Raw genomic sequence first — 23,711 nt, forward strand, 5'->3', positions numbered from 1 at the left:
CCCGCCTTCGCGGGCGCGCGAGCGGTCCCCGCGGGGAGGGATTGCATCCCTCCCCAGCCTTGCGGCTGGGGCCCCTCCCTGCTGACGACGCCGCCGGCCGCTACCGCCCGGTCACCGGCCGCAGGAACGCCCGCGCCTCCTCGAAGATGAGGTCGAGCGAGCCGGTCAGCTCGTGCCCGTCGTCCACCTCGACGAGCCGCGCGCCCGGGGTGCGCGCGACGAACGCGGCCACGTCCTCGAGCGGGATGGTCTCGTCGCGGCGGCCGGCGATGCAGAGCGTGGGCACCCGCACCTCGGGGAACGCGGGCCAGCCCTGCGCGTCCTCGAAGAACTGCCAGCCGAGGCGCCGCTTCCGGCCGGAGGCGAAGTGGTCCACCTCCAGCCCCCGCGCGCGCCAGCCCTCGAGCTCGGCCGGCCCGAGCCGGCGCGACCAGCGCTCGAACAGCCGGAACGCCGGGGCCATCAGCACGAGCCGCTCGATGGACGGATCGCGCGAGGCCGCCACCGCCGCGAGGTAGCCGCCCAGCGAGCTGCCGATGACCGCGTGCGGCGGCGGCGCCTCCGCGAGCAGCCGCTCCGCCACCGCCAGCATCGACGACGGCGAGGAACGCTCGAAGCCGCCCTCGCCCGGCGTGAGGTCCGGCACGTCCACCGGGACGCCGATCCCGGCGAAGCGGGCGGCGAGCGTGGTCGCCTTGGTGGAGGACGGGCCGGAGGCGAAGCCGTGCAGGTAGAGGAGCATCGGGGCAGCCTAGCCGAGGAGGGCCCGCGCCGCCCTACTTCCCGGCCTTCTCCCGCAGGGCCCGCAGGCGCTCGGCCAGCACCTTCTCCAGGCCGCTCTCGGAGAGCTGCACCACCTGCTCCCCGCGGAGCGCGTCGGGCAGGTACTCCTCGGCCACGTAGTGCCCCTCGAAGTTGTGCGGGTAGCGGTACCCGCCGCCGTAGCCGAGCCCCTCCATGAGCTTGGTGGGCGCGTTGCGGAGCTTGAGCGGCACCGGCAGCGGCCCGCGCTCGCGCACCAGCCGCCGCGCGTTCCCGTAGGCGGCGATGGCGCTGTTCGACTTGGGCGCGAGCGCGAGGTAGATGGCGGCCTGGCTCATCGGGAGCACGCCCTCCGGCAGCCCCACCAGCTCCACCGCCTGCAGCGCCGCCACCGCCACCTGCAGCGCCTGCGGGTCCGCGTTGCCCACGTCCTCGGACGCGAAGATCACCATGCGCCGGAGCACGAAGCGCGGGTCCTCGCCCGCCTCCAGCATCCGCACCATGTAGTAGACCGCGGCGTCCGGATCCGAGCCGCGCAGCGACTTGATGAACGCGGAGACGACGTTGTAGTGCTCCTCGCCCTGCTTGTCGTAGTTGACGGTGCGCGCCTGCAGCGCCTCCTCCGCGTCGGCCTTCTCCACCGCCGGCCGGCCGGCGAGCCGCACCGCCGCGGCCGACACCTCCAGCGCGTTCAGCGCCTTGCGCGCGTCGCCGTAGCTGAGGCGGGCGATGGTGTCGCGCGCCTCGGGCGTGAGCGCGACCGCGCCCGCCAGCCCCTCCGGCGCCGCCGCGGCGCGGTCGAGCAGCGCCGCCACCTCGTCCTCGGTGAGCGCCCGCAGCGTCGCCACGCGGCAGCGCGAGAGGAGCGCGGCGTTCACCTCGAACGACGGGTTCTCGGTGGTGGCGCCGATGAGCGTGATGGTCCCGTCCTCCACGTGCGGCAGGAACGCGTCCTGCTGCGCGCGGGTGAAGCGGTGGATCTCGTCCACGAACAGGATGGTGCGCTTGCGGTGCATGCGGCGCCGGTCGCGCGCCGCGGCCACGATCTCGCGGATCTCCTTCACCCCGCCCAGCACCGCGCTGAACGGCACGAACTCCGCGCCGGTCCGCTGCGCCACGATCCGCGCCAGCGTGGTCTTCCCGGTGCCGGGCGGGCCCCACAGGATGAGCGAGGGCACCTGGTCCGCCTCGATGGAGCGACGCAGCGCGGTGCCGGGGCCCAGGACGTGCTCCTGGCCGGCGAAATCCTCCAGGCGGCGGGGGCGCATCCGCTCGGCGAGCGGCTTGCCGCTCGGGTCGTCCGCCACGGCGCGATCGAAGAGGTCCATGAAACCGCTTATATAATGCCGTTCATGGACGGCCATCCGTGTCCCGTGCCGAAGCGCGTGGGGATCGTGCACAAGGTCTCGAGCGCCGAGGCGTCGGAGACCGCGGTGTACGTGGGGCAGTTCCTCGAGGGGAAGGGCGTCGAGGTGCTCCGCGACGAGCAGGAGGTGGCGCGCTCCGCCGACCTGGTGGTGGTGCTCGGCGGCGACGGCACGCTCATCCACGCCGCCGGCCTGCTCGACGGCCGCCCGGTGCCCATCCTCGGCGTGAACATGGGGAGCCTCGGCTTCATGACGGAGGTCCCGCAGAGCGGCATGTACGCGGCGCTGGAGGACGTGCTGGCCGGGCGCGCCACGCTGTCCGAGCGCATGAAGCTGCGCGTGCACCTGCACCGCGGCGGCAGCTCCGAGCGCGCGCTCGACGCCGAGGTGCTGAACGACGTGGTGATCGCGAAGGGCGCGCTGTCCCGCATGGTCGAGCTCGACACCCGCTGCTCCGGCGAGTACGTCACGACCTACAAGGCGGACGGCATCATCGTCGCGACGCCCACCGGCTCGACCGCCTACGCGCTCGCGGCGAACGGGCCCATCATGTACCCCACCATGCGCGGCGTGATCATCGCGCCGATCTGCCCGCACATGCTCACGCAGCGGCCGCTGGTGGTGCCGGACGACGAGAAGATCGAGATCCTGCTCGTGAACGACAGCGAGGTGTACCTGACGCTGGACGGGCAGAGCGGGCTGAAGCTCGAGCGCGGCGACCGGGTGCAGGTGAAGCAGTCCTACAACCGCGTGCTGCTGGTGCGGAACAAGTCGCTCGACTTCTTCGGGATCCTGCGGGCGAAGCTGCGGTGGGGCGAGCGCTGATCGCGCCGGCGGCGACCTGAACGGGCCGACCACTGAAAATTTGCGCAGTGTCAGGGGGCCGTGGATCATGGCCGCATGCTCACGACGCTGCGCATCTCCGGCCTCGCCGTCGTCGACGCGGTGGAGGTCCGGTTCGGCCCCGGGCTGAACGTCCTCACCGGCGAGACCGGGGCCGGCAAGTCGATCCTGGTGAACGCGCTCCACCTCGTGCTGGGCGGCCGCATGACCGCGGACGTGCTGCGCGAGGGCGCGGACGAGGCGGTGGTCGAGGCGCTCTTCGAGCTCCCCGCCGCGCACCCGGTGTTCGGCCGCCTCGACGCGGCCGGGCTGCCGGTCCGGCCCGAGCCGGGCGCGGCGAGCTGCGAGCTGCTGGTGCGGCGCGTGGCCGCGCGCGGCGGCCGCGGGCGCGCCTTCGTGAACGGCGCCCTGTGCACCGTCTCGATGCTGGAGACGGCGCTGCGGGGCGTGGTGGACATCTCCGGCCAGCACGAGCACGTGTCGCTGCTCGATCCCTCGGTGCACCTCGAGCTGCTCGACGCGTTCGCCGGCCTGGACGCGATCTCCGAAGACGGCGCGGAACCGACCCTCCTCCGGTACCGCGCCGCGCACGCGGCGCTCGCCGCCCTCGTCCGCGAGCGGGAAGCGCTCGCCGCGGACGAGGGCGAGCGGGCGCGGCGGGCGGACTACCTCGCGTTCCAGCTCCGCGAGCTGGAGTCGGCCGATCCCAGGCCCGGCGAGCTGGAGGCGCTGGAGGACGAGCGGCGCGTGCTCGCCTCGGCCGAGAAGCTGCGCGAGGCGGCGCGGGCCGCCGAGGCGCTGGCGTACGGCGAGGAGGGGAGCGCCTCGGAGCGGGTGGGGCAGGCGGCGCGCGCGCTCGCCGAGGCGTCGCTGCTCGACCGCCGCCTGGAGGCGCCGCTCGGGCTGCTGCGCTCGGCCGCGGTGGAGCTGGAGGAGGCCGGGCGCGAGCTGGGGCGCTACGCCGAGGCGGTGGGCGGCGACCCGGAGCGGCTGGCGGCGGTGGAGGACCGGCACGAGCTGCTGCGCGCGCTCGCGCGCAAGCACGGCGGCACGCTGGAGGGCGCCATCGCGCGCCGCGACCAGATGCGCGGGGAGCTGGCGCGGCTGCAGGGCGGCGGCGAGCGGGTCGCGGTGGTGCAGGCGGAGATCGAGCAGCGCGGCCGGGAGGCGGCGCGCCTCGCCGCGGCGCTCTCCCGCGCGCGGGCCGAGGCGGCCCAGGCGTTCGCGGAGGCGGTGCGGCGCGAGCTCGCCGGGCTCGCCATGGGGCGCTGCCGGCTCGAGGTGGCGCTGCTGCCGCCCGAGGCGGGCGTCGAGGTCGGCGGCAAGCTGCTCGGCCCGGCCGGAGCGGAGCGCGCCGAGATCCTCATCGCCCCGAACCCCGGCGAGCCGCCGCGCGGGCTCGGCCGGATCGCCTCCGGCGGCGAGCTCTCCCGCCTGCTCCTCGCGGTGAAGCGGACCATCTCGCGCCGGGACCCGGTGGCCACCTACGTGTTCGACGAGGTGGACGCCGGCATCGGCGGCGCCGTGGCCGAGGCCATGGGCCGCGTGCTCTCCGACGTCTCGAAGGGCCGGCAGGTCATCTGCATCACGCACCTGCCGCAGGTGGCCGCGTTCGCCGACCGGCACCACCGCGTCGAGAAGCGCGTGGCGGGCGGGCGGACGCACACCGGCGTCGAGCTGCTCGGGGAGGACGCGGCGCGCCGGCAGGAGGTCGCCCGCATGATGGCCGGCGTGACCGTGACGGCCTCGGCCCTCGAGCACGCGGCCGCCCTCATGGCGGCCGCTCGCCAGCCCGTTGCGCCCCCGGCGGCGTCCGAGCGCGGGCGGCGCGCCGTGCCCGCCCGGGCCGCGGCGCGCCGGGTGGTGCGGGCCGGCTGAGCCGCCGCGGTGGCCGACCGGGGAATCCTGGGACGCCGCGTGGTCGCAGCGGGCCGTCCAGGGGTCACGAACGCAGGCGGCGGCGTTCGGCGAGACGATGGCATCCGCGTTGACCCCCCAGTCTGCGGAAAGGTACGCTCCGCGCGTGGCGGCCACGCCTGTCCTGATGATCGCTGCCCACGGCGTCACGGACGTCGGCCAGCGGCGCGATCACAACGAGGACGCGTTCCTGGTCGATCCTGCGCTGGGGCTCTACGTGGTCGCCGACGGCATGGGCGGCCACGCCGGCGGCGGCACGGCCTCGCGGCTCGCGGTCGAGACCATCCAGGAGTCCGTCCGCGTCGCGCGCGACGGCTCGCCGGAGGTCTTCGAGGGGGCGAACGGGGTCGAGGACAGCCGGCTCCCCGACCTGCTGCGAGACGCGGTCGAGGCGGCCTGCGCGCGGATCTTCCAGACGGCGCAGGACGATCCCGGGCTCGCCGGGATGGGGACCACCGTCACCGCGGCGCTCATCGACGGCCGGGTGGCGTTCGTCGCGCACGTGGGCGACAGCCGCTGCTACCTGCTGCGCGAGGGGCGCATCTACCAGGTCTCCGAGGACCACTCGCTCGTCAACGAGCAGCTCAAGGCCGGGACCATCAGCGCCGACGAGGCGAAGCACAGCCGGTTCAAGAACATCATCACCCGTTCGGTGGGGTTCGAGGCGCAGGTCCAGGTCGATCTGATGGGCGTCGAGCTCGAGGACGGCGACGCGCTGGTGATCTGCTGCGACGGTCTGTCCAACCTGGTGGACGACGACGAGATCCTCCAGATCGTGGACGAATGCCCCGTCGACGAGTCGCCGGGGCGCCTGGTGGCGCTCGCGAACGATCGGGGCGGCGACGACAACATCACCGTGATCGTGATCCGGGCCGGCCGCGCGCCGGTCATGGCCGGCTGACGCCTGCCCGCCCGCTCGCGGAGTACGGGCCGGGGCTGGGGTAAGGTGGGCAAAACCCTTTCTTGACAGGCAACTTCGGGCTCTGTTACCGCTCTGCCCTCGGGTCCCGTACCTCCGGGACTGGCGTTCATCCCGGTGCGCCGCGTCGCTAGCTTCTCGGGCGCATGGCCGGGGACCAACGGAGCGTGGATCGGATGGCGGCACCGCCCAAGACCCAGGTGTTCACGGTCATCGTGGTCTCCGACCACTCGCAGGCGATCCGCAAGTTCCGAGTCCCCCAGAAGTGGCTGAAGAAGGCGGCCTACGGCGGCGGCGCCGTGGTGCTGGTCGGGCTCCTCGTCCTCGGGCACTACCTGTCCCTGATCGGGTCGTCCTCCGAGAACGCCGTCCTCAAGGAGGAGAACGCCCAGCTCCGGTCGCAGATCCTCCTGGTCCAGGAGAAGGTCGCCCACATCTCGGCCACCCTCGACCGCGTCGAGCGGTTCGACGCGAAGCTCCGCACCGCGGTGACGCAGCTCCAGGATCCCGAGCGGAACCTCGCCATCGGCCCGGTGGGCAACACCGAGGGCGAGCCCTCGATCCCGGGCCCCGCCCCCGCCGCCGAGGCGAGCATCGCCGCGCTGCCCGGGAAGCTCGGGTCGCTCGAGACCGAGGCCTCGCGCCAGGAGCAGAGCCTGCGCGAGCTGCAGGAGTACTTCGACGACCAGCGCTCGCTGCTCGCCTCCACGCCGTCGATCTGGCCCGCGCGCGGCTGGGTGACCTCCGACTTCGGCACCCGCATCGACCCGTACACGGCCGAGCGGAAGATGCACCAGGGCCTCGACATCGCCACCCCGCACGGCCAGCCCATCTACACGCCGTCGGACGGGACGGTGGTGTTCTCCGGCACCGAGGGCGCGTACGGCAAGGTGCTGGTCCTCGACCACGGCTACGGCGTGAAGACCCGCTACGCCCACCTCTCCGAGATCTTCGTCCGCCTGGGCGACCGCGTGAAGCGCGGCGACAAGGTGGCCGCCGTCGGCAACACCGGCCGCTCCACCGGCCCGCACCTGCACTACGAGGTGCGCGTGAACGGCATCCCGGAGAACCCGAGGAAGTTCATCCTCGAGTGATCCCGGCCTGACGTCCGCTGGTGGTGAGCCCCTGAAGTCCGCTCATGGCGAGCCTCTGGTCCGCTCGTGGTGAGCCCCTGAAGTCCGCTCATGGCGAGCCTCCGGTGTCCGCTCATGGTGAGCCCGTCGAACCATGAGCGGGCGGACGCCCGTGGATGAGCGAGCTCCGCTCGTGGTGAGCCCGTCGAACCACGAGCGGTCCGGCGCCGCCGGATCAGCGCGCCGCGCCCTGCGCGACCTCCCGCGGCACGCGCGCCGGGTCGATGCGCCCGTAGCCGGCGAAGAGCTGCCCGGTCAGCGTCGCGCCGCCGCGCAGGGGCGGGCGCTTGTCGCGGATCGGGCTGTTGAGGCGCGTGCCGTCGGGCGCGAGCGCGACGTCCGGCCGGGCCGGCGTGAGCGCGGCCCGCACCACCGCGCGCCCGCCGCGGTGGAGGAACACCACCGTGCCGTCGCGCACGCGCTCCACCACGCCCACGTGCGTGAACGGGTCGTCGGCGCGGCCGTCGCGGTCGCGATCGTAGGTGTCGTGGAAGAAGACCAGGTCGCCCGGCACCGGCCACTGCCCGCCGCCGCCGAACGCGGTCCCGTACGCGCGGACCGCCTGGTACGCGGCCGCGGCCCCGGAGGTCTCGCGCGGCGACGCGAGCGCCATGAGCCGGCGCAGCGGGATCCCCTCGGCCTGGTAGACGGCCTGGACGAAGCCGGAGCAGTCGGGGTTGAAGCGCTCGCCGCCGGCCCGGAACGCGCCGCGCTCGCCGGCGAGCGACGCGGCCCGCGCGGCCAGGCGCTCGCCGAGTGCGCCGTCGCCGCCGGGCGTCAGGTCCGGCCGGCCGACCCGGCCCGGGCCGGCGCAGGCGGCGAGCGCGAGGGCCGCGAGCGCGAGCGGGGCGAGGCGGGCCACGCTGCCACTGTAGAGGGCCCCCTCCGGCTGTCAAAACGGCGGCCAACCATGCGTGGGGCCTCCCATTTGATTTCGTCTGGCGCGGCGTTACCTAAGCAGGTAGCCTCGGCGGCCCCTGGAGCCCGGGTCCGGCGTGACCTCGCGCCAGGGAAGAGGCGCCCGCTCGACGGAACGCGTCGGAGCGGGCGCCTGTTTCGTCAGGGGGACAGGTGCGCGCCCCCGCACGCGGGGACCGGGCCAACCGGAGATTCGAGCAGATCATGTTCAACTACGTCCTGAAGAAGGTCCTCGGCACCAAGAACGAGCGCGAGCTGAAGCGCCTCCGGCCGCTCGTGGCGCGGGTCGCCGAGCTCGAGCCGCGCATGAAGGCGCTCCGGGACGAGGACTTCCCGCGGCTGGTGGCCGAGTGGAAGCAGCAGGTCCGCGAGAAGGGGCGCACGCTCGACGACCTCATGCCGGAGGCGTTCGCGCTGGTGCGCGAGGCGGGCGTCCGCGCGCTCGGCATGCGCCACTTCGACGTGCAGCTCATCGGCGGCGCGGTGCTCCACTCCGGGAAGATCGCGGAGATGAAGACCGGCGAGGGCAAGACGCTGGTCGCGACCCTGCCCTGCGTGCTGAACGCGCTCTCCGGGCGCGGCGTGCACGTGGTCACCGTGAACGACTACCTGGCCCGGCGCGACGCCGAGTGGATGGGCCGGCTGTACCGCTTCTGCGGGCTCAGCACCGGCGTCATCGTGCACGGCCTCACCGACCGCGAGCGCCAGCAGGCCTACGGCTCGGACATCACCTACGGCCAGAACAACGAGTTCGGCTTCGACTACCTGCGCGACAACATGAAGTTCCGGCTCCAGGACTACGTCCAGGGCGAGCTGAACTTCGCCATCGTGGACGAGGTGGACTCGATCCTCATCGACGAGGCGCGCACCCCGCTCATCATCTCCGGCCCGTCGGACGAGTCCTCCGAGCTGTACGCGCGGGTGAACGCGGTCATCCCCTCGATGATCCGCGACCAGGACTTCACGGTGGACGAGAAGAGCCGCACCATCGTGATGACCGACGCGGGCGTGGAGAAGATGGAGAAGAAGCTCTCCGTCCAGAACCTCTACGCGCCCGAGGAGATCGAGACCCTCCACCACGTCGAGCAGGCGCTCCGCGCCCACCACCTCTACCGGAACGAGGTGGACTACGTGGTGAAGGAGGGCGAGGTCCTCATCGTCGACGAGTTCACCGGCCGCCTCATGCCGGGCCGGCGCTGGTCGGACGGCCTGCACCAGGCCGTCGAGGCGAAGGAGGGCGTGAAGATCGAGGCGGAGAACCAGACCCTCGCCACCATCTCCTTCCAGAACTACTTCCGCATGTACTCGAAGCTCGCGGGCATGACCGGCACCGCGGACACCGAGGCGGAGGAGTTCGCCAAGACCTACAACATCGACGTCGTCGTCATCCCGACGAACAAGAAGAACGTCCGCAAGGACTCCGAGGACGTCGTCTACAAGACCGAGGGCGAGAAGTTCGACGCGCTCTGCACCGAGATCGAGCAGCGCCACGGCACCGGGCAGCCGGTGCTGGTCGGCACCGTCTCGGTGGCGAAGAGCGAGGTGGTCTCGGCCCTGCTGAAGCGGCGCGGCGTGCCGCACTCCGTCCTGAACGCCAAGCACCACCAGCGCGAGGCCGAGATCGTCGCGCAGGCCGGCCGCAAGGGCGCGGTGACCATCTCCACCAACATGGCCGGCCGCGGCACCGACATCATCCTGGGCGGCAACGCCGAGATGATGGCGAAGCACGAGGTGGGCCCGGAGCCGGACGCGCCCATGGAGGGCGAGGAGGAGCAGGCGTTCCTCGAGCGCAAGGCCGACTGGGCCCGGCGCCTCGAGCAGGCGCTGGAGAAGCTCAAGGCGCAGACCAGCACCGAGCACGAGGAGGTCGTGAAGCTCGGCGGCCTGCACATCGTCGGCACCGAGCGCCACGAGTCCCGCCGCATCGACAACCAGCTCCGCGGCCGCGCCGGCCGCCAGGGCGACCCCGGCTCGTCGATCTTCTACCTGTCCCTCGAGGACGAGCTCATGCGCATCTTCGGGTCCGACCGGATCCAGGGGCTCATGGGCCGCATGGGCATGAAGGACGGCGAGCAGATCGAGCACCCCTGGCTCACCAAGGCCATCGAGGGCGCGCAGAAGAAGGTCGAGGCGCACAACTTCGACATCCGGAAGAACCTGCTCGAGTACGACGACGTCATGAACCAGCAGCGCCGGTCGATCTACCGGCTGCGGCGCATGGTGCTGGGCTTCGGCGCGGGCGTGCCGGTGGTCGAGTACGAGGAGGACCCCAAGACCAAGAAGAAGACCCGGCACGAGCAGGTGTTCACCTGGGCCGACGCGGGCGAGCACATGCTCGACCTCGTCGAGGACCTGGTGGTCGAGATGGTGGGCGCGAGCTGCCCGAGCCGCGTCGCCGACTGGGACCTCGAGGGCCTCTCGGCCAACATCCGCGAGCAGTTCGGCGTGGAGATGAAGTTCACGCCGCCGGTCGGCCGCGCCCAGGAGGCGCGCCGCGCGCTCGAGGAGCAGGTCTTCAACGTGGTGGAGAAGCTGTACCGGGCCAAGGAGGAGGAGCTCGGGAAGGACCCCGAGGGAATCCCGGTGCTGCGCCGCTGGGAGCAGTACCTGTACCTCCAGGCCATCGACCAGCAGTGGAAGGACCACCTGCTCTCGATGGACCACCTGCGCCAGGGCATCGGCCTGCGCGGCTACGGGCAGAAGGATCCGAAGCAGGAGTACAAGAAGGAGGGCTACGAGATGTTCGTGCAGATGACCTGGCGCGTGAAGAGCGCGGTCATCGGCAACCTCCTCCGCCTGCAGCTCGTCCGCCAGGAGACCGCCGAGGAGCTCGAGGCGAAGCGCCTGGCCATGCAGCGCAAGGCGCTCCAGCGGATCACCGCCAGCCACGCCGAGTCCGCCGGCGACGGCGACGCGAAGCCCGCGCCCAAGCAGGAGACCGTGGTGCGCCAGCACCCGAAGGTCGGCCGCAACGACCCCTGCCCGTGCGGCTCGGGCAAGAAGTACAAGAAGTGCCACGGCGCGACCGAGGCCGCGGTCTAGCGGCCCCTCGATTCCGGCCGCTCATCGCGACGGACCGCGACGGGCGCCGCGGTCTGGCGGCGCGAGCGGCTCGTCGCCCCGTACGCACCGTGGTGCCCCGCTCGTGGTGAGCCCGTCGAACCACGAGCGGATGACGGGCCGTTCCTAGAACGCCTCCAGCACCAGCACGTACAGCTCGACGCCCAGCCGGCTCGCGGCGACGTCCACCCGGATGTTCGCGCCGTCCTCGGTGAGGCGCCACCGCAAACCGGCGCCGCCGGAGGCCTTCACCGACTGCAGCGTGAGCGCGCGCAGCGAGGGCGCCACGTCGCCCACCGCCGCGAACGCGGCCGCGCCCAGGCGGCCCACCACCGGCGTGCGGAGCTCCGCCTGCGTGACCCAGTCCACGCGGTCGCGGTAGCGCCCCTCGCGGATCCCGCGCAGGAACCGGGTGCTGCCGAGCTTCGGCAGCAGCGTGAAGGGCGGCTCACCGTGCGCGGCCTCGCCGTAGGCGTGCAGGCCGAGCACGCGGCGGTGGCCGAGCGGCACGAAGTGGCGCGCCTCGGCCACGCCGCGGCCGAAGGTGGCGTGCCGCCGCCCCAGCGCCGCCGGCGCGTACACGTACCAGGCCTGCAGCACCGTCCCGCGCATCGGCCAGAACGTGCTGTCGCGCGTGTCGTAGGTGGCGCTCGCGCCGGCGGCCGCCGCGGTGTACCCGTCCCAGCCCGCCACCGTGCCGCGCGCCAGCAGGCCGCCCGGCTCGCGGTCCTGGATCTCCTCGGCGCGCAGGTCCACCCGCGGCCCGATGCGGAGGTTGGGCAGCACCGGCAGCTCGGCGGTGACGACCGCCTCGGCGCCGCGGCGGGTGAACTTCTCGCGGTCGTCGGCGGTGGTGTGGGGCCCGATCCCGTAGAAGACATCCGGGAAGTGGACCACGCGCGTGCGGCCGCTCAGGAGCATGCCGTTCGGCAGGTAGATCTCGCCCGCGACGTCCACCGACCCTTGCCGCTCCAGCGTGTAGACCGCGCCCACGAACACGCTCGAGGGCCGGGGCGCGCCGCGCAGATCGAGGTGCAGGCCGCCGGTGGCGCCGAAGCCGAGCCGCGTCTCCGGCAGCCAGAACAGCACCGGCAGCGCGAACCAGCGGTTTCCGTGGCGCTGCGCCTCCGCGGCGGCCACGTGGCCCTGCGGGTGCGCGGCCGTCTCGGCGGTGCGCTCCCCCGGCTCGGCGGCGGGCGGCGGGTTGTCCGACGCGCTCGCGCCGGCGGCCTCGGCCGCCACGGCGGCGCCGGCCGAGGCGGGTCCGGCCGCAGGCGCGGGGGCGGGGGGCGGGGCCGCGGCGGCGCGGGCGGCGGCGTGGAGAGCAGCAGCAGGGCGAGGGCGGGGCCGGGCGGCGAGGCGCATCGGCCGCGAGAGGCTATCACCGGCGCCGCCCGGCCGCCGGGTTCTCGTCGGCGGACGTGGGCGCGGTGGATCGCCCGCGCGCGTTCCTCGCCTCGAGGACCTGCAGCCCCTCACCCGCATCCTTCGAGGTGGCCACGGCCGCCTGCTCCGCCTTCGATGGTAGAAGCTCCGCCGATGGTCGGTTCCACGATGGGGGCCCGCAGGGGCCCCCGCAGGGTGAGCGATGCAAGTGCCCGAGCCGTTTGACCTCGTCCTCACCGTCCGGAGCCACGGCTGGTACGACCTGCCGCCGTGGCGCTGGGACGAGGCCCGCCGCGTGCTCGGGCGGCCCCTGCGGCTGTCCGGCGCACGCGTCGCGTACGCGGAGGTGGCCGAGGGGGAGCCCGGCCGCCTCGCGTTCCGCGCGTTCGCGCAGGGACGGCTCGGCGCCGCCGAGGCGCGCGAGGCGCGCGCGCTGCTCGGCGCCTGCCTCGCGCTCGACGAGGACCTCGGGCCGTTCCAGGCGCTCGCGGCGGAGCTCGAGCGCCGCCGCGCGGCCGGGAAGGGCCGGGACCTGCCCGACCTCCGCTGGGCGCTCGCGCGCGGCGCAGGCCGGCTGCTCCGGTCACCCACCGTGTACGAGGACGCGGTGAAGACGCTCTGCACCACGAACTGCTCGTGGGCGCTCACCCGGTCGATGGTGACGCGCCTGTGCGAGACGCTGGGCGAGCCCGGGCCGCTCGGCACGCGCGCCTTCCCCACCCCCGAGGCCATGGCCGCGCGGACCGAGCGCTTCTACCGGGAGGAGATCCGCGCCGGCTACCGCGCGCCGTTCCTGCTGGCCCTGGCCCGCGGCGCGGCGGACGGGACGCTCGAGCTCGAGGGGCTGCGGCGCTCGCCGCTCGACACCGACGCGCTCGGCCGCCGGATCTCGGAGCTGAAGGGGTTCGGGCCGTACGCGACCGAGCACCTGCTGCGCCTGCTCGGTCGCCACGACCACCTCGCGCTCGACTCGTGGACGCGCCCCAAGCTCGCACGCCTCCGGGGGAAACGCCGGCCCCCGGCCGATCGCACGCTGCGCCGCTGGTTCGCGCCCTACGGAAGGTGGGCCGGGCTGGCCATGTGGCTGGAGGTGACCGCCGACTGGCACGGCGACGCGCCGAGCTGGCCCTGACCCGCGCCCGCGCGGGATGCCGCCGGCGCGGCACCGCCCGGCCGGGGAAATGGTAGAAGATCGGACTCGACCGGAGGCGACATGAAGGCAGCGTTCGTGCTGGTGAAGTGCGAGCTGGGCCGCATCGAGGAGGTGGCGAACGCGCTCATGGAGATCGAGGGCGTGTCCGAGGTCCACTCCGTCACCGGCACCTGGGATCTGCTGGTGAAGCTCTACGCCCCCGAGTACGACGCCTTCGGAGATCTCATCCCCGACCAGGTCCAGAAGGTGGCCGGCGTCCGCGACACCGAGACGCTGCTCGCCTTCCGCGCGTTCAAGCCGCTCGCCTGACGCGCAGCCCGCACCGCCCGCATCGCCGAGAGGACGAGGAGCCATGGCCTTCCGCATCCGCCAGCCGGTCCGCCACCCCGACGTCGATCGCGCCGGGATCGTGTACTTCCCCCGCTTCTACGACTTCTTCCACCGCGCGCTGGAGGACTTCTTCACCGCCGAGGTCGGCATCCCGTTCTGGGATCTCGGCGACCAGCTCAAGGTGGCGCTGCCGGTGGTGCGCATCGAGACCGACTTCGAGAAGCCGCTGCAGCACGGCGACGCGGTGACGATCCAGCTCACCACGCTGCACATCGGCGCGCACTCGATCTCGATCCGCTACGACGTCTTCCGGCCCAACGAGGCCGACGCGGCGGCGAGCTCGACGATCGTGCTCTGCTGCATCGAGGTCCCCGCCTGGAAGAAGGCGCCCATCCCGCCGGAGATCCGCGCGGCGTTCGAGAAGCACCGGGTGTAGGGGCGACGGCGCCGGGGTGCTCGGGTCCGCGTCGACCCGGGCGCGGGCGACGGATCACTCCCGGTCACAGTGGCCCTGCTCGACGTTCCACGCTCACCGGGAGGTGGGTACGTGGGAGCGTCGGCGTGCAGCGCATGTCCGTCCGGCGGTGATGCTCGAGCTCCTCGACTGGAGGAGCGTTGAGCGACGACGGCTACCTCGATTACTGGGGGAAGGCGCGCGCCGAGGACCAGGCCGCCCCCTTCCATCGCCTCGCGTACCACTCGCTCGATGTGGCGGCGGTCGCGTCCGAGCTCCTCGAGCGCGATCCCCGCTGGCTCCGACGCATCGCGGGGCTGTCGGGGTTCACCGCCGAGAGCCTGCGCTCGAGCGTTCCGTACCTGCTCGCGCTGCACGACCTCGGGAAGTTCTCCGAACCGTTTCAGGACCAGATGCCAGAGGTGGTGGCGGCGCTCCAGGGTGAGCGAGCGCCCCGTGGGTCCGACATCCGCCACGACAGCCTCGGATACCTGCTCTGGCGAAGCTGGGCGCGCCGAGCACCGGATCACCGCGAAGCGCACCTCCTGCCGGAGCTCCTTCCGGTCACGGTGTGCGGCGAGCCCCTGCCCCGAGACGATCTCGCGGACGTCCTCCAGAGCTGGATGGCCGCGGCGCTGGGCCACCACGGGAAGCCGCCGGAGGAGCGCCCGCTGCCGTCCACGGTGTTCAAGGCGCACCCGGGATCCCCCCTCTCCCGGAGCCGCGAGGACGCCGCGGGCTTCGCAGTGGCCGTCAGGGACCTGCTCCGGCCGGGCCCGCTCGCGAGCGGACTCCACGACGTCGATGACCTGATCGCTCGCAGCCGGCGGACCTCGTGGTGGATCGCGGGGTTCGCGATCCTCTGCGACTGGCTCGGGTCCGACACGCGGTGGTTTCCGTACCAGAACGAGCCGCTGCCGCTGCCGACGTACTGGCCCCGGGCGCGGGAGGCTGCGCGCCGTGCGGTCGCGGCGAGCGGCGTGGCCGGCACTGCCTCCAGGCCCTTCACCGGAATCGCCGAACTCTTCCCGAGCATCGTCGAACCCACGCCGCTGCAGCGGGCCGCCCTCGAGATCGCGATCCCGGATGGACCCCAGCTCTTCGTCCTGGAGGACCTCACCGGAGCGGGGAAGACCGAGGCGGCGCTGGTGCTGGCGCACCGCCTCCTCTCCGAGGGCCGCGCGGACGGGCTGTTCTTCGCGCTGCCGACGATGGCGACGGCGAACGCCATGCACGCGCGCGTCGCGCAGCTCCTGGACGTCCTCTTCGACGGGCCGGCCTCCTACCTCCTCACGCACAGCGGTCCCCAGCTCACCGAGCGCGACCGGATCGCGATCGCGGGGGGAGCGCGGGACGCGTCCTGCGGGCGCGACGAGCAGCCCACCGCCAGCCGGACGGCGGCCGCGTGGCTGGCGGACGGCCGCAAGAAGGCGCTGCTGGCGGACCTCGGGGTCGGGACCATCGACCAGGCGCTCCTCGCCGCGCTCCAGAGCAAGCACGCGGCGCTCCGGCTCCTCGGGCTCCACCGGCACGTCCTCGTCGTGGACGAGGTCCACGCCTGCGACGCGTACATGCTGGGCGTGCTGGCCGGGCTGCTGCGCATCCACGCCGCGCTGGGCGGGAGCGCGATCCTGCTCAGCGCGACGCTTCCGCTCGAGCAGCGTCGCATCCTGGCCCGCGCGTTCTCGCAGGGGCTCGGCGGCCGGGTCGCGCGTCTACCGGCCAGCGGCGCCTATCCGCTGCTCTCCGCCATCGGCTCCCAGGGGACGGTCGTGGAGCGGCCGGTGGAGCCGAGGGCGGGTGCGCCGAGGACCATCCCCGTCGAGTGGTGTGGCTCGGTGGTCGACGCCGTTCGCCTCCTGGCCTCGACTGCGCGCGCGGGCGGGTGCGCCTGCTGGATCCGGAACAGCGTCAAGGACGCGATCGAGGGATTCGAGGCCATCGCGGCGGTGCTCGGCCAGCAGAACGCGACCCTGTTCCACGCGCGCTTCGCCCTCGGCGACCGGCTCCGGATCGAGCAGGATGTGCTGCGGCGCTTCGGGAAGGACGGCACCGACGCGGCGCGCGCCGGGCATGTGATCGTCGCCACGCAGGTGGTCGAGCAGTCGCTCGACATCGACTTCGACGCGATGGTGAGCGACCTCAGCCCCGTCGATCGCCTGATCCAGCGGGCCGGGCGGCTGCAGCGCCACGCGCGCGCCACCACGCGACCGCCGCCCGTCCTCCACCTGCTGGCGCCGGCCTGGTCCGAGGATCCGCCGAGATCCTGGCTCGCGTCTCCGTTCCAGCGCACCGCGCGCGTGTACCCGGATCCTGGCGTGCTGTGGCGCACCGCGCGGGAGCTGGCGCGCCGCAAGGCGATCGTCCTGCCCGCCGATGCCCGGGCGCTCGTGGAGGCCGTGTACGGCGACGAAGCCGTCCCGCCCACGCTCGACGCGCGGGCCAACGCTGCGCAGGGCGCGGCCCTCGCGCACGCGGGCGTGGCGCAGAACGCGGTGCTGAAGCTGGACCTCGGATACCTGCGGGAGGGGGCCGACTGGTCGAGCGAGGCCAGGACGCCCACGCGTCTCGGCGAGCCGACCACGACCGTCCGGCTGGCGCTCGCGCAGCCCGCGGGCGCGCGCGCCCTGTTCGTCGACGACGCCGGCCGGCCCCTCTGGCAGCTCAGCCAGCTCGGGGTCGCACGCCGCCTCGTCGCGGGTCCAGGCACCGGCGACGAGGCCGAGCGCGCCGCGCTGGAGGCGACCCAGCCGTTCGTGGACGACGACACGGTCACGCTCGTCCTCCGGCCGGACGGAGACGGCCGGTGGATCGGGAAGGCCTTCGGCGAGCGGGCCCGGAACCGGGAAGTGACCCGGGTCCCGGTTCGCGTCGCGTACTCGAAGCAGCGTGGTCTCGAGATCGAGGAGGGGGAGTGAGCGTGGCCTACAACCTGATCGACGAGCGGTGGATCCCGGTCGAGCGGCGAAGCGGACGGATCGAGATGATCGCGCCCGCGGAGATCGCGGAACGGGACGACCCGCCCTTGCGCGTGGCGAGCCCGCGGCCGGACTTCGACGGCGCGCTGCTGGAGTTCCTGATCGGCCTCCTTCAGACGGCTGCGGCGCCTGCCACGGAGCGCGCATGGGAGAAGGAGTTCAAGGAGCCACCGCCGGTGAAGGTGCTGTTGAAGCGCCTGGACGCGGTGCGCGACGCCTTCTTCCTGGACGGGGACGGGCCACGGTTCATGCAGGACCTGACCGTCGCCAAGGACCCGAAGGCCAGCACCGAGCCGATCGGAGCCCTCCTGGTCGATCGGATCGGCGAGAGCGGGCTTTCGGAAGGCCCCAGCCTGTTCGCGAAGCCGGCGCTCTTCCCGGAGCTGGGGTACCCCGCCGCCGCCGCCGCGCTCATGGCGATGCAGACGTATGCGCCCAGCGGCGGCCGCGGACAGTTCACGTCCCTGCGAGGCGGCGGACCGCTCACGACCCTCATCGCCGGCGACGACCTCTGGCGATCCGCCTGGCTGAACGTGCTGCCGCGGCCGGAGTTCGAGGCGCGCGTCCCGGGGGACGAGTCGGTCGACGCTGCCCCCGCGACGTTCCCCTGGATGGCGCGGACCAAGGCGAAGCCCCCTCCCAAGAGCATTCACCCGCTGCAGCACCTCTGGGGGCTCCCGCGACGGATCCGCCTGGTGTTCGAGCGCGACGCGCGGGGGACGTGCTCCGTGACCGGCGCGCGAGATGTGCCGGTGGTGCGCGCCTATCTCGGCCGGCCCGAGGGCACGAACTACAAAGGCGACTTCCGCCACCCATGGACGCCGTACAAGCTCCTCAAGCCAGGCGAGCCCTGGAATCCGAAGAAGGCCTCCGCCGACGGGCTCCCTTACCGCGACTGGCCGCAGCTGGTGACCGGCGGCGAAGAGCGGAGGCCGGCGACCGTCGTCAGCTACTTCGCGAACAGCCGCCGCCGGGAACTGGTGCCGCACGCGCGGCTCGCGGCGTTCGGCTACGCGATGAACAACATGAAGCCGCTGCGGTGGTCGCGCGCGGAGACGCCGCTCATCGCCACGAGCGTGCTTCCCGATCAGTTCGGCGCGGACGTCGAGGCGCTCGTCTCGGCGAGCGAGGAGATCCGGAGGACGCTCTCGTTCCAGGTGAAGGCGGCCTGGAGCGACCGCCCCGGAGATCTCGACGTCTTCGACCGCGTGAATCCCGCATTCTGGTCGCGGACGGAGCCTGCGTTCTTCGATGCAGTCCACGCTCTGAAGGTGGCCCTCGAAGCGGACGACGCGAAGGCGAGGGACGCGGCGTGCGAAGCGTGGCTGGAGGCGCTTCACCGCGCCGCCCTCGAGCTGTTCGACTCCCTCGTGCCTCTCGTGGCGGACATCGCCGCACCGGACCTGCAGCGCATCGTGCTGGCGCGCCGGGACCTCCAGCAGTTCACGCATCCGACCTGGCCCAGGCTCCGGAAGGCGCTCGGGCTGACCGTCGACGAGCCGGTGAAGGCGAAGCCCCAGAAGAAGGCACGCAACCCTGGAAAGGAGCCGCACCCGTGAGCACGACCGGAGCGCCGATCGAGCAAGAGGCATCGAGCCAGGAAGCGACGCCCGAGCCAGCCTCGTCCGTCTGGCGGTGGTGGAAGAGCCTGGCCAGCGAGGACCGGGCCGGACGGGCCGAGCTGAGGCGGTGTGGGACCGTCGGGGACGTCGCGTTCACGGCTTCGTACCACCGGCTCCTCCAGTGGCTCGGGTCGCGCCTCGGGGAGGGCGACGCCAGACGGGTTGCCGTCGCGGCGGCCGTCCTCGCCCACGTCGAGAAGGAGCCGCGGGAGCGCACCTCGCTTGCGTCGCAGATGGCGCGGCCGAAGGGCGACGCGCAGGGGGCGGCCGTGAGCGACGCCCGGTTCAGGCATCTGCTGCGAAATGAGGAGCCGGACGACATGCTCCGCGAGCTGGTCCGTGCCGTCCGGCAACTCGACCGCTCGGCGTCGGTGGACCGGCTGTTCATCGACGTCGTGCGCTGGGACGAGCGGACCCGATCCCGCTGGGCCCGCGACTACTACGAGGCGCTCCCGTCCAAGAAGAAGGCTTGAACGCATCCGTCGCATTCCGACCCCGGAGATCGCAACCATGACCACGTTCCTCCAGCTTCATTTCCTGACGCCCTACGCGCCCTCCAACCTCAACCGCGACGACCTGGGCCGGCCCAAGACAGCGCTCTTCGGCGGGTCGCAGCGTCTCCGCGTGAGCTCCCAGAGCCTGAAGCGGGCGTGGCGGACGTCGGCCGCCTTCGAGTCCGAGCTGGGAGAGCACCTGGGCACCCGGACCAAGCGCTTCGGCGACCTGGTCCTGCCGATCCTCCAGAAGGGCCTCGACGAGAAGAAGGCGAAGAAGCTGGCGAGCCAGCTCGCCGCGCAGTTCGGCGCGGTCAAGGACGAGGGGCTCCGCACCGAGCAGCTCGCGCACGTCACCCCGGAGGAGAAGCGTCACCTCGAGAAGCTCGCGGCGAAGCTGGCGCGAGAGGATGGCCGGGCGCCGACCGAGGACGAGCTCGCGAGCCTGGTCGGGAACGCCAAGGGCGCCGCCGACATCGCGCTCTTCGGCCGGATGCTCGCCGCGAAGGCCGAGTTCAACGTCGAGGCCGCGTGCCAGGTCGCGCACGCAATCTCCATCCACAAGGTCGCCATCGAGGACGACTACTTCACCGCGGTGGACGACCTGAAGTCCGACGAGGAGGACGCCGGCGCGGGCCACGTCGGGACCCAGGAGTTCGCGTCCGCGGTGCTCTACCAGTACGTGTGCGTGGACCGCGCGCTCCTCGGCGAGAACCTGGGAGGCGACGAGACGCTCGTGCAGAAGACGCTCAGGGCGCTCGGCGAGGCGTGCCTCACGGTGGCGCCGAACGGGAAGCAGAACAGCTTCGCCTCGCGCTCCCGCGCCCACTTCGCGCTGGTCGAGAAGGGGTCCGCGCAGCCGCGATCCCTGGCTGCGGCGTTCCTGCGCCCGGTCGCCGGCGATGACCTGCTCGCACAGGGGGTGAAGGCGCTGCAGGACACGCGCGAGAAGCTCGACGCCATCTACGGGGACGCCGTGCCGTCCGCGTCCTTCGACGCGAGCGCCGGCACCGGGACCAAGAAGGCCGTGCTCGACTTCTTCGCGGAAGCCTGACGATGGCCTCGTTCCTCTGCTTTCGCCTCCACGGGCCGCTGGCCTCCTGGGGCGACATCGCCGTCGGCGAGCGGCGGCCGAGCACGCCGCACCCGTCGCGGTCCGCCGTGCTCGGCCTCCTCGCCGCGGCGCTGCGCATTCGCCGGGACGACGCGGACGCGCTGGCCGCGCTGGATCGCGGGCTCGGCTTCGCCTCCCGGACCGATGCACCGGGCGAGCTGCTGATCGACTTCCACACGGCCCAGGGCCCCGAGGAGAAGCTCCTCCGGGCCGAGGCCGCGGTTGCGAAGAAGGCCGGCCGGCCCTGGCACCGCCCCGCCACCCGCCGGGCCGAGCTCGCGTTCGGACGCCGCGCGCTCTCCACGCTGCTGAGCAGCCGGCAGTACCGCGTGGACGCCGTCTGGACCGTTGCGCTCTGGTCGCACTCGGGGACCCCGTCGCCGCCACTCGAGCCGCTGCAGGATGCGCTCCGGCGGCCGGGGTTCGTCCCGTACCTCGGACGCAAGAGCTGCCCGCTCGACCTCCCGCTGGAGCCGCAGATCGTCGAGGCGGCGCATCCTGTCGAGGCCATGGCTCGCGCCGTATTCCGGAGCGACGCGGTGGTCGCGCCCGTGCTGGAGCGTGGCCTCGGTAAGGGGACCGTCCAGTGGGAGGAAGACTGGCCCGGCCTGGAACCAGCCCAGACGTCCCGCAGGCGCGATCGCGTGATCAGCCGGAGCCGCTGGCAGTTCACCGAGCGGCAAGAGCACCAGCGGGCCTGGACGCCCGAGGAGCGAGGACGCCATGTTCCTGAGCAGGATTGAGCTGGGCCCACGCGCCGCGGAGCGCGAGGCGTTCTGGCGCGAGGTGTCGCAGCCGTACGGAGCCCATCGAGCGCTCTGGAACCTCCTGAGCCGCAGCCCGGAGCAGAAGCGGGACTTCCTCTTCCGCGCCGAGGATGCCTCCGGCAGGCCGACGTTCCTGGTCCTGTCCGCGCACGCTCCCGACGCATCGACGGACGGGACGTGGCGCGTGGAGGCGAAGCGTTTCGAGCCCGCGCTGCGCGCCGGCCAGCGGCTCGGCTTCCGCCTGCGCGCGAGCCCCGTGGTGCGGCGCGCCGAGAGGCTGGAAGGACGGGCAAGCGGGCGCGCCCGGCGGCACGACGTGGTGATGGACCTGACCGCGTCCTTGAAGCGCGAAGGGCGTCCGGTCCGGGAGCTCACCGAGCGGATCGCGTCCGCCGGCACGGCCTGGCTCGCGAGGCAGGGAACGCGCGCCGGGTTCCGGCTGGTCGAGACCGTGGTGGAGCGCATCGGAGACGACGGACTGATCGAGGAGGGGCCCCGGACCGCCGTGCGCGTCGAGGGCTACCGCCAGCACCGCATCGCACGCCGCGGCACGTCGCCCATCCGGTTCAGCACGCTCGACTTCGAGGGGACGCTGGAGGTGACCGACCCGGAGGCGTTCCTCGCGCAGGTCCGCGCCGGGTTCGGCCCGCAGAAGGCGTTCGGCTGCGGGCTCATGCTGCTGCGGAGGGCGTAGTGCTCCCGCCGCCCGGGCCGATCCAGCTCAAGGAGCGCGTATCGCTCGTGTTCCTCGAGTACGGCAACCTGGACGTCCTGGACGGTGCGTTCGTCCTCGTCGACAAGAACGGCATCCGGACGCACATCCCGGTCGGGAGCGTCGCGTGCATCATGCTCGAGCCCGGAACGCGGGTCTCCCACGCGGCGATCGCGCTCGCGAGCCGGGTCGGGACGCTCCTGGTCTGGGTGGGCGAAGGCGGCGTGCGCCTCTACGCGGCGGGCCAGCCCGGCGGTGCGCGCAGCGACCGGTTGTTGTTCCAGGCGCGGCTCGCGCTCGACGACGACCTGAGGCTGAAGGTGGTCCGCAAGATGTACGCCCTGCGGTTCGGCGAGGAGCCGCCCGCGCGCCGCAGCATCGAGCAGCTCCGAGGCATCGAGGGCGCGCGCGTGCGCGAGACGTACAAGCAGCTCGGGCGCAAGTACGGCGTGCACTGGGAGAAGCGAGACTACGACGCCGCAACCTGGGAGTCAGGAGATCTTCCCAACCGGTGTCTCAGCGCGGCGACCGCCTGCCTGTACGGGATCACCGAGGCCGCCGTGCTCGCCGCCGGGTATGCGCCGGCCATCGGCTTCATTCACACCGGCAAGCCGCTTTCGTTCGTCTACGACGTCGCGGACATCGTGAAGTTCGACACGGTCGTGCCGGTCGCGTTCGAGCAGGCGGCGAAGGTTCCGGTCGAGCCGGAGCGCGTCGTGCGGCTCGCCTGCAGGAACGTGTTCAGGCAGTCGAAGCTCCTGGACCGGCTCATCCCGCTCATCGAGGAGATCCTCCAGGCGGCCGGCATCGAGAAGCCGGAGGCGGCGCCGGACCAGCTCCCGCCGGCGATCCCGAGCGCGGGAGGGATCGGCGATGCTGGTCATCGTGGTTGAGAACGCACCGGAGCGGCTGCGGGGCCGGCTCGCCTGCTGGTTGCTCCAGGTGCGCGCAGGGGTCTACGTCGGGGACGTGTCGAAGCGCGTCCGCGAGATGCTCTGGGCGCAGGTCGAAGGCGCGATCGGGAGCGGTAACGCCATCGCCGCCTGGAGCGCGAACAACGAGTCCGGCTTCGAGCTCGCGACCCTCGGACCGAACCGCAGGATCCCGGTCGACTTCGACGGGCTGAAGCTGGTTGCGTTCGGGCCAGACGTCGTCACCGCCGAGCAGGCCCCGACCTTGCCACCGCCCCCGGGCTTTGGCCTGGGGAAGCCTGGACCGAGGAGCAGGTAGCAGCTCGGTGGCGTTGCTCTTTGACATCAACCCAATAGAATTCCTCTGTTCTTCAGAAGTCCGTTCCCCGCGCACGCGGGGATGAACCGGCGCAGCGTGAAGCGTACCGCTCGCGGTGGCGCCGTTCCCCGCGCACGCGGGGATGAACCGTTTCCCACTAAAAAAAAGGCCCTCCGGGAGGGCCGTTCCCCGCGCACGCGGGGATGAACCGGCGACAACGGGGTCGGCGTCGCCCAAGTACGCCCGTTCCCCGCGCACGCGGGGATGAACCGCTCGTATGGCTCCCAGTCTGTCGCCATCAGGACCGTTCCCCGCGCACGCGGGGATGAACCGTCCCTGGCCCAGTCCGCAAGCGGCCTGGTCGTCCGTTCCCCGCGCACGCGGGGATGAACCGGTCTGCCACGAGGTCGTCAGCGAGGCGGCGATCCGTTCCCCGCGCACGCGGGGATGAACCGTCGGGGATCTGGCGGTTCGGCAACAGCAGGTACCCGTTCCCCGCGCACGCGGGGATGAACCCCTGGCCTACGCGGAGGAGGCGAGACGGGAGGCCCG

General features: G+C 72.9%; 20 protein-coding genes and 1 CRISPR repeat array. Of the genes, 16 read left to right on the plus strand and 4 right to left on the minus strand.

Annotation, left to right across the window (positions count from 1 at the left end; genetic code table 11):
- Positions 1-100: 100 nt before the first annotated feature.
- Both PSR1_RS10565 and PSR1_RS10570 read right to left on the minus strand, forming a co-directional pair.
- Positions 101-742 (minus strand): YqiA/YcfP family alpha/beta fold hydrolase, encoded by a 642-nt coding sequence (locus tag PSR1_RS10565; protein WP_059437546.1) that lies wholly within the window; start codon positions 740-742, stop codon positions 101-103.
- Positions 743-776: 34 nt separating this feature from the next.
- On the minus strand, positions 777-2,090 hold the full coding sequence (locus PSR1_RS10570; RefSeq protein WP_059437547.1) for a replication-associated recombination protein A: 1,314 nt from the start codon (positions 2,088-2,090) through the stop codon (positions 777-779).
- 24 nt (positions 2,091-2,114) lie between these two features.
- On the opposite strand from PSR1_RS10570, the gene PSR1_RS10575 reads away from it, so the two are divergent.
- From PSR1_RS10575 to PSR1_RS10590, 4 genes are all read left to right on the plus strand, one after another.
- A complete protein-coding gene (locus PSR1_RS10575; protein ID WP_237757910.1) occupies positions 2,115-2,954 on the plus strand; it encodes an NAD(+)/NADH kinase in 840 nt (279 codons plus the stop codon).
- A 75-nt stretch (positions 2,955-3,029) separates the two neighbouring features.
- Positions 3,030-4,850, plus strand: coding sequence for a DNA repair protein RecN (gene recN / locus PSR1_RS10580; protein ID WP_059437549.1), 1,821 nt, complete (start codon positions 3,030-3,032; stop codon positions 4,848-4,850).
- 97 nt (positions 4,851-4,947) lie between these two features.
- A complete protein-coding gene (locus PSR1_RS10585; protein ID WP_059437562.1) occupies positions 4,948-5,790 on the plus strand; it encodes a Stp1/IreP family PP2C-type Ser/Thr phosphatase in 843 nt (280 codons plus the stop codon).
- A 194-nt stretch (positions 5,791-5,984) separates the two neighbouring features.
- Positions 5,985-6,902, plus strand: a complete 918-nt coding sequence (locus PSR1_RS10590) for a M23 family metallopeptidase (RefSeq protein ID WP_059437550.1) — start codon at positions 5,985-5,987, stop codon at positions 6,900-6,902.
- 214 nt (positions 6,903-7,116) lie between these two features.
- On the opposite strand, the gene PSR1_RS10595 is transcribed toward PSR1_RS10590, so the two are convergent.
- The gene (locus PSR1_RS10595; RefSeq protein WP_059437551.1) at positions 7,117-7,803 is read right to left on the minus strand and encodes a CHAP domain-containing protein; all 687 of its coding nucleotides are present in this window, start codon (positions 7,801-7,803) and stop codon (positions 7,117-7,119) included.
- Positions 7,804-8,063: 260 nt separating this feature from the next.
- Here PSR1_RS10595 and secA point away from each other — a divergent pair, with 260 nt between their 5' ends.
- The gene (secA, locus tag PSR1_RS10600) at positions 8,064-10,901 is read left to right on the plus strand and encodes a preprotein translocase subunit SecA (protein WP_193388351.1); all 2,838 of its coding nucleotides are present in this window, start codon (positions 8,064-8,066) and stop codon (positions 10,899-10,901) included.
- Positions 10,902-11,045: 144 nt separating this feature from the next.
- Here the strand turns inward: secA and PSR1_RS10605 are convergent, their stop codons facing one another.
- On the minus strand, positions 11,046-12,161 hold the full coding sequence (locus PSR1_RS10605) for a BamA/TamA family outer membrane protein (RefSeq protein WP_237757911.1): 1,116 nt from the start codon (positions 12,159-12,161) through the stop codon (positions 11,046-11,048).
- Positions 12,162-12,507: 346 nt separating this feature from the next.
- Between PSR1_RS10605 and PSR1_RS10610 the strand changes: the two genes are divergently transcribed.
- The 11 genes from PSR1_RS10610 (at position 12,508) to cas2e (ending at position 23,159) form a co-directional block, all read left to right on the plus strand.
- The gene (locus PSR1_RS10610) at positions 12,508-13,437 is read left to right on the plus strand and encodes a DNA-3-methyladenine glycosylase (protein ID WP_059437554.1); all 930 of its coding nucleotides are present in this window, start codon (positions 12,508-12,510) and stop codon (positions 13,435-13,437) included.
- Positions 13,438-13,518: 81 nt separating this feature from the next.
- Positions 13,519-13,767, plus strand: a complete 249-nt coding sequence (locus PSR1_RS10615; protein WP_011419797.1) for an Lrp/AsnC ligand binding domain-containing protein — start codon at positions 13,519-13,521, stop codon at positions 13,765-13,767.
- Positions 13,768-13,810: 43 nt separating this feature from the next.
- The gene (locus PSR1_RS10620) at positions 13,811-14,224 is read left to right on the plus strand and encodes a thioesterase family protein (protein ID WP_011419798.1); all 414 of its coding nucleotides are present in this window, start codon (positions 13,811-13,813) and stop codon (positions 14,222-14,224) included.
- A gap of 179 nt (positions 14,225-14,403) precedes the next feature.
- Positions 14,404-17,160 carry a CRISPR-associated helicase/endonuclease Cas3 gene (locus PSR1_RS10625; RefSeq protein WP_059437555.1) on the plus strand — a complete coding sequence of 919 codons (2,757 nt, stop codon included), beginning with the start codon at positions 14,404-14,406 and terminating at the stop codon, positions 17,158-17,160.
- Positions 17,049-18,779 carry a type I-E CRISPR-associated protein Cse1/CasA gene (gene casA, locus PSR1_RS10630; protein ID WP_160309023.1) on the plus strand — a complete coding sequence of 577 codons (1,731 nt, stop codon included), beginning with the start codon at positions 17,049-17,051 and terminating at the stop codon, positions 18,777-18,779. Before PSR1_RS10625 ends, casA begins: the two co-directional genes overlap by 112 nt.
- Positions 18,776-19,315, plus strand: a complete 540-nt coding sequence (casB, locus tag PSR1_RS10635) for a type I-E CRISPR-associated protein Cse2/CasB (RefSeq protein ID WP_059437557.1) — start codon at positions 18,776-18,778, stop codon at positions 19,313-19,315. The genes casA and casB overlap by 4 nt, the downstream gene beginning before the upstream one ends.
- A 37-nt stretch (positions 19,316-19,352) precedes the next feature.
- Positions 19,353-20,390: a type I-E CRISPR-associated protein Cas7/Cse4/CasC gene (cas7e, locus tag PSR1_RS10640; RefSeq protein ID WP_059437558.1), complete on the plus strand. Its 1,038-nt coding sequence runs from the start codon at positions 19,353-19,355 to the stop codon at positions 20,388-20,390.
- Positions 20,391-20,392: 2 nt separating this feature from the next.
- On the plus strand, positions 20,393-21,193 hold the full coding sequence (gene cas5e, locus PSR1_RS10645) for a type I-E CRISPR-associated protein Cas5/CasD (RefSeq protein WP_059437559.1): 801 nt from the start codon (positions 20,393-20,395) through the stop codon (positions 21,191-21,193).
- Entirely contained in the window at positions 21,174-21,911 is a 738-nt protein-coding gene (cas6e, locus tag PSR1_RS10650; RefSeq protein ID WP_082100212.1) for a type I-E CRISPR-associated protein Cas6/Cse3/CasE, read from the plus strand. Before cas5e ends, cas6e begins: the two co-directional genes overlap by 20 nt.
- Positions 21,911-22,822 (plus strand): type I-E CRISPR-associated endonuclease Cas1e, encoded by a 912-nt coding sequence (gene cas1e / locus PSR1_RS10655; RefSeq protein ID WP_059437561.1) that lies wholly within the window; start codon positions 21,911-21,913, stop codon positions 22,820-22,822. Before cas6e ends, cas1e begins: the two co-directional genes overlap by 1 nt.
- Entirely contained in the window at positions 22,803-23,159 is a 357-nt protein-coding gene (gene cas2e, locus PSR1_RS10660) for a type I-E CRISPR-associated endoribonuclease Cas2e (protein WP_082100214.1), read from the plus strand. Before cas1e ends, cas2e begins: the two co-directional genes overlap by 20 nt.
- Positions 23,160-23,219: 60 nt before the next feature.
- Positions 23,220-23,676: a CRISPR direct-repeat array (repeat unit 29 nt; unit sequence CCGTTCCCCGCGCACGCGGGGATGAACCG).
- Positions 23,677-23,711: the final 35 nt, after the last annotated feature.

The sequence above is a fragment of the Anaeromyxobacter sp. PSR-1 genome, from assembly GCF_000964525.1.
In the GTDB taxonomy this organism is placed as follows: Bacteria; Myxococcota; Myxococcia; order Myxococcales; family Anaeromyxobacteraceae; genus Anaeromyxobacter.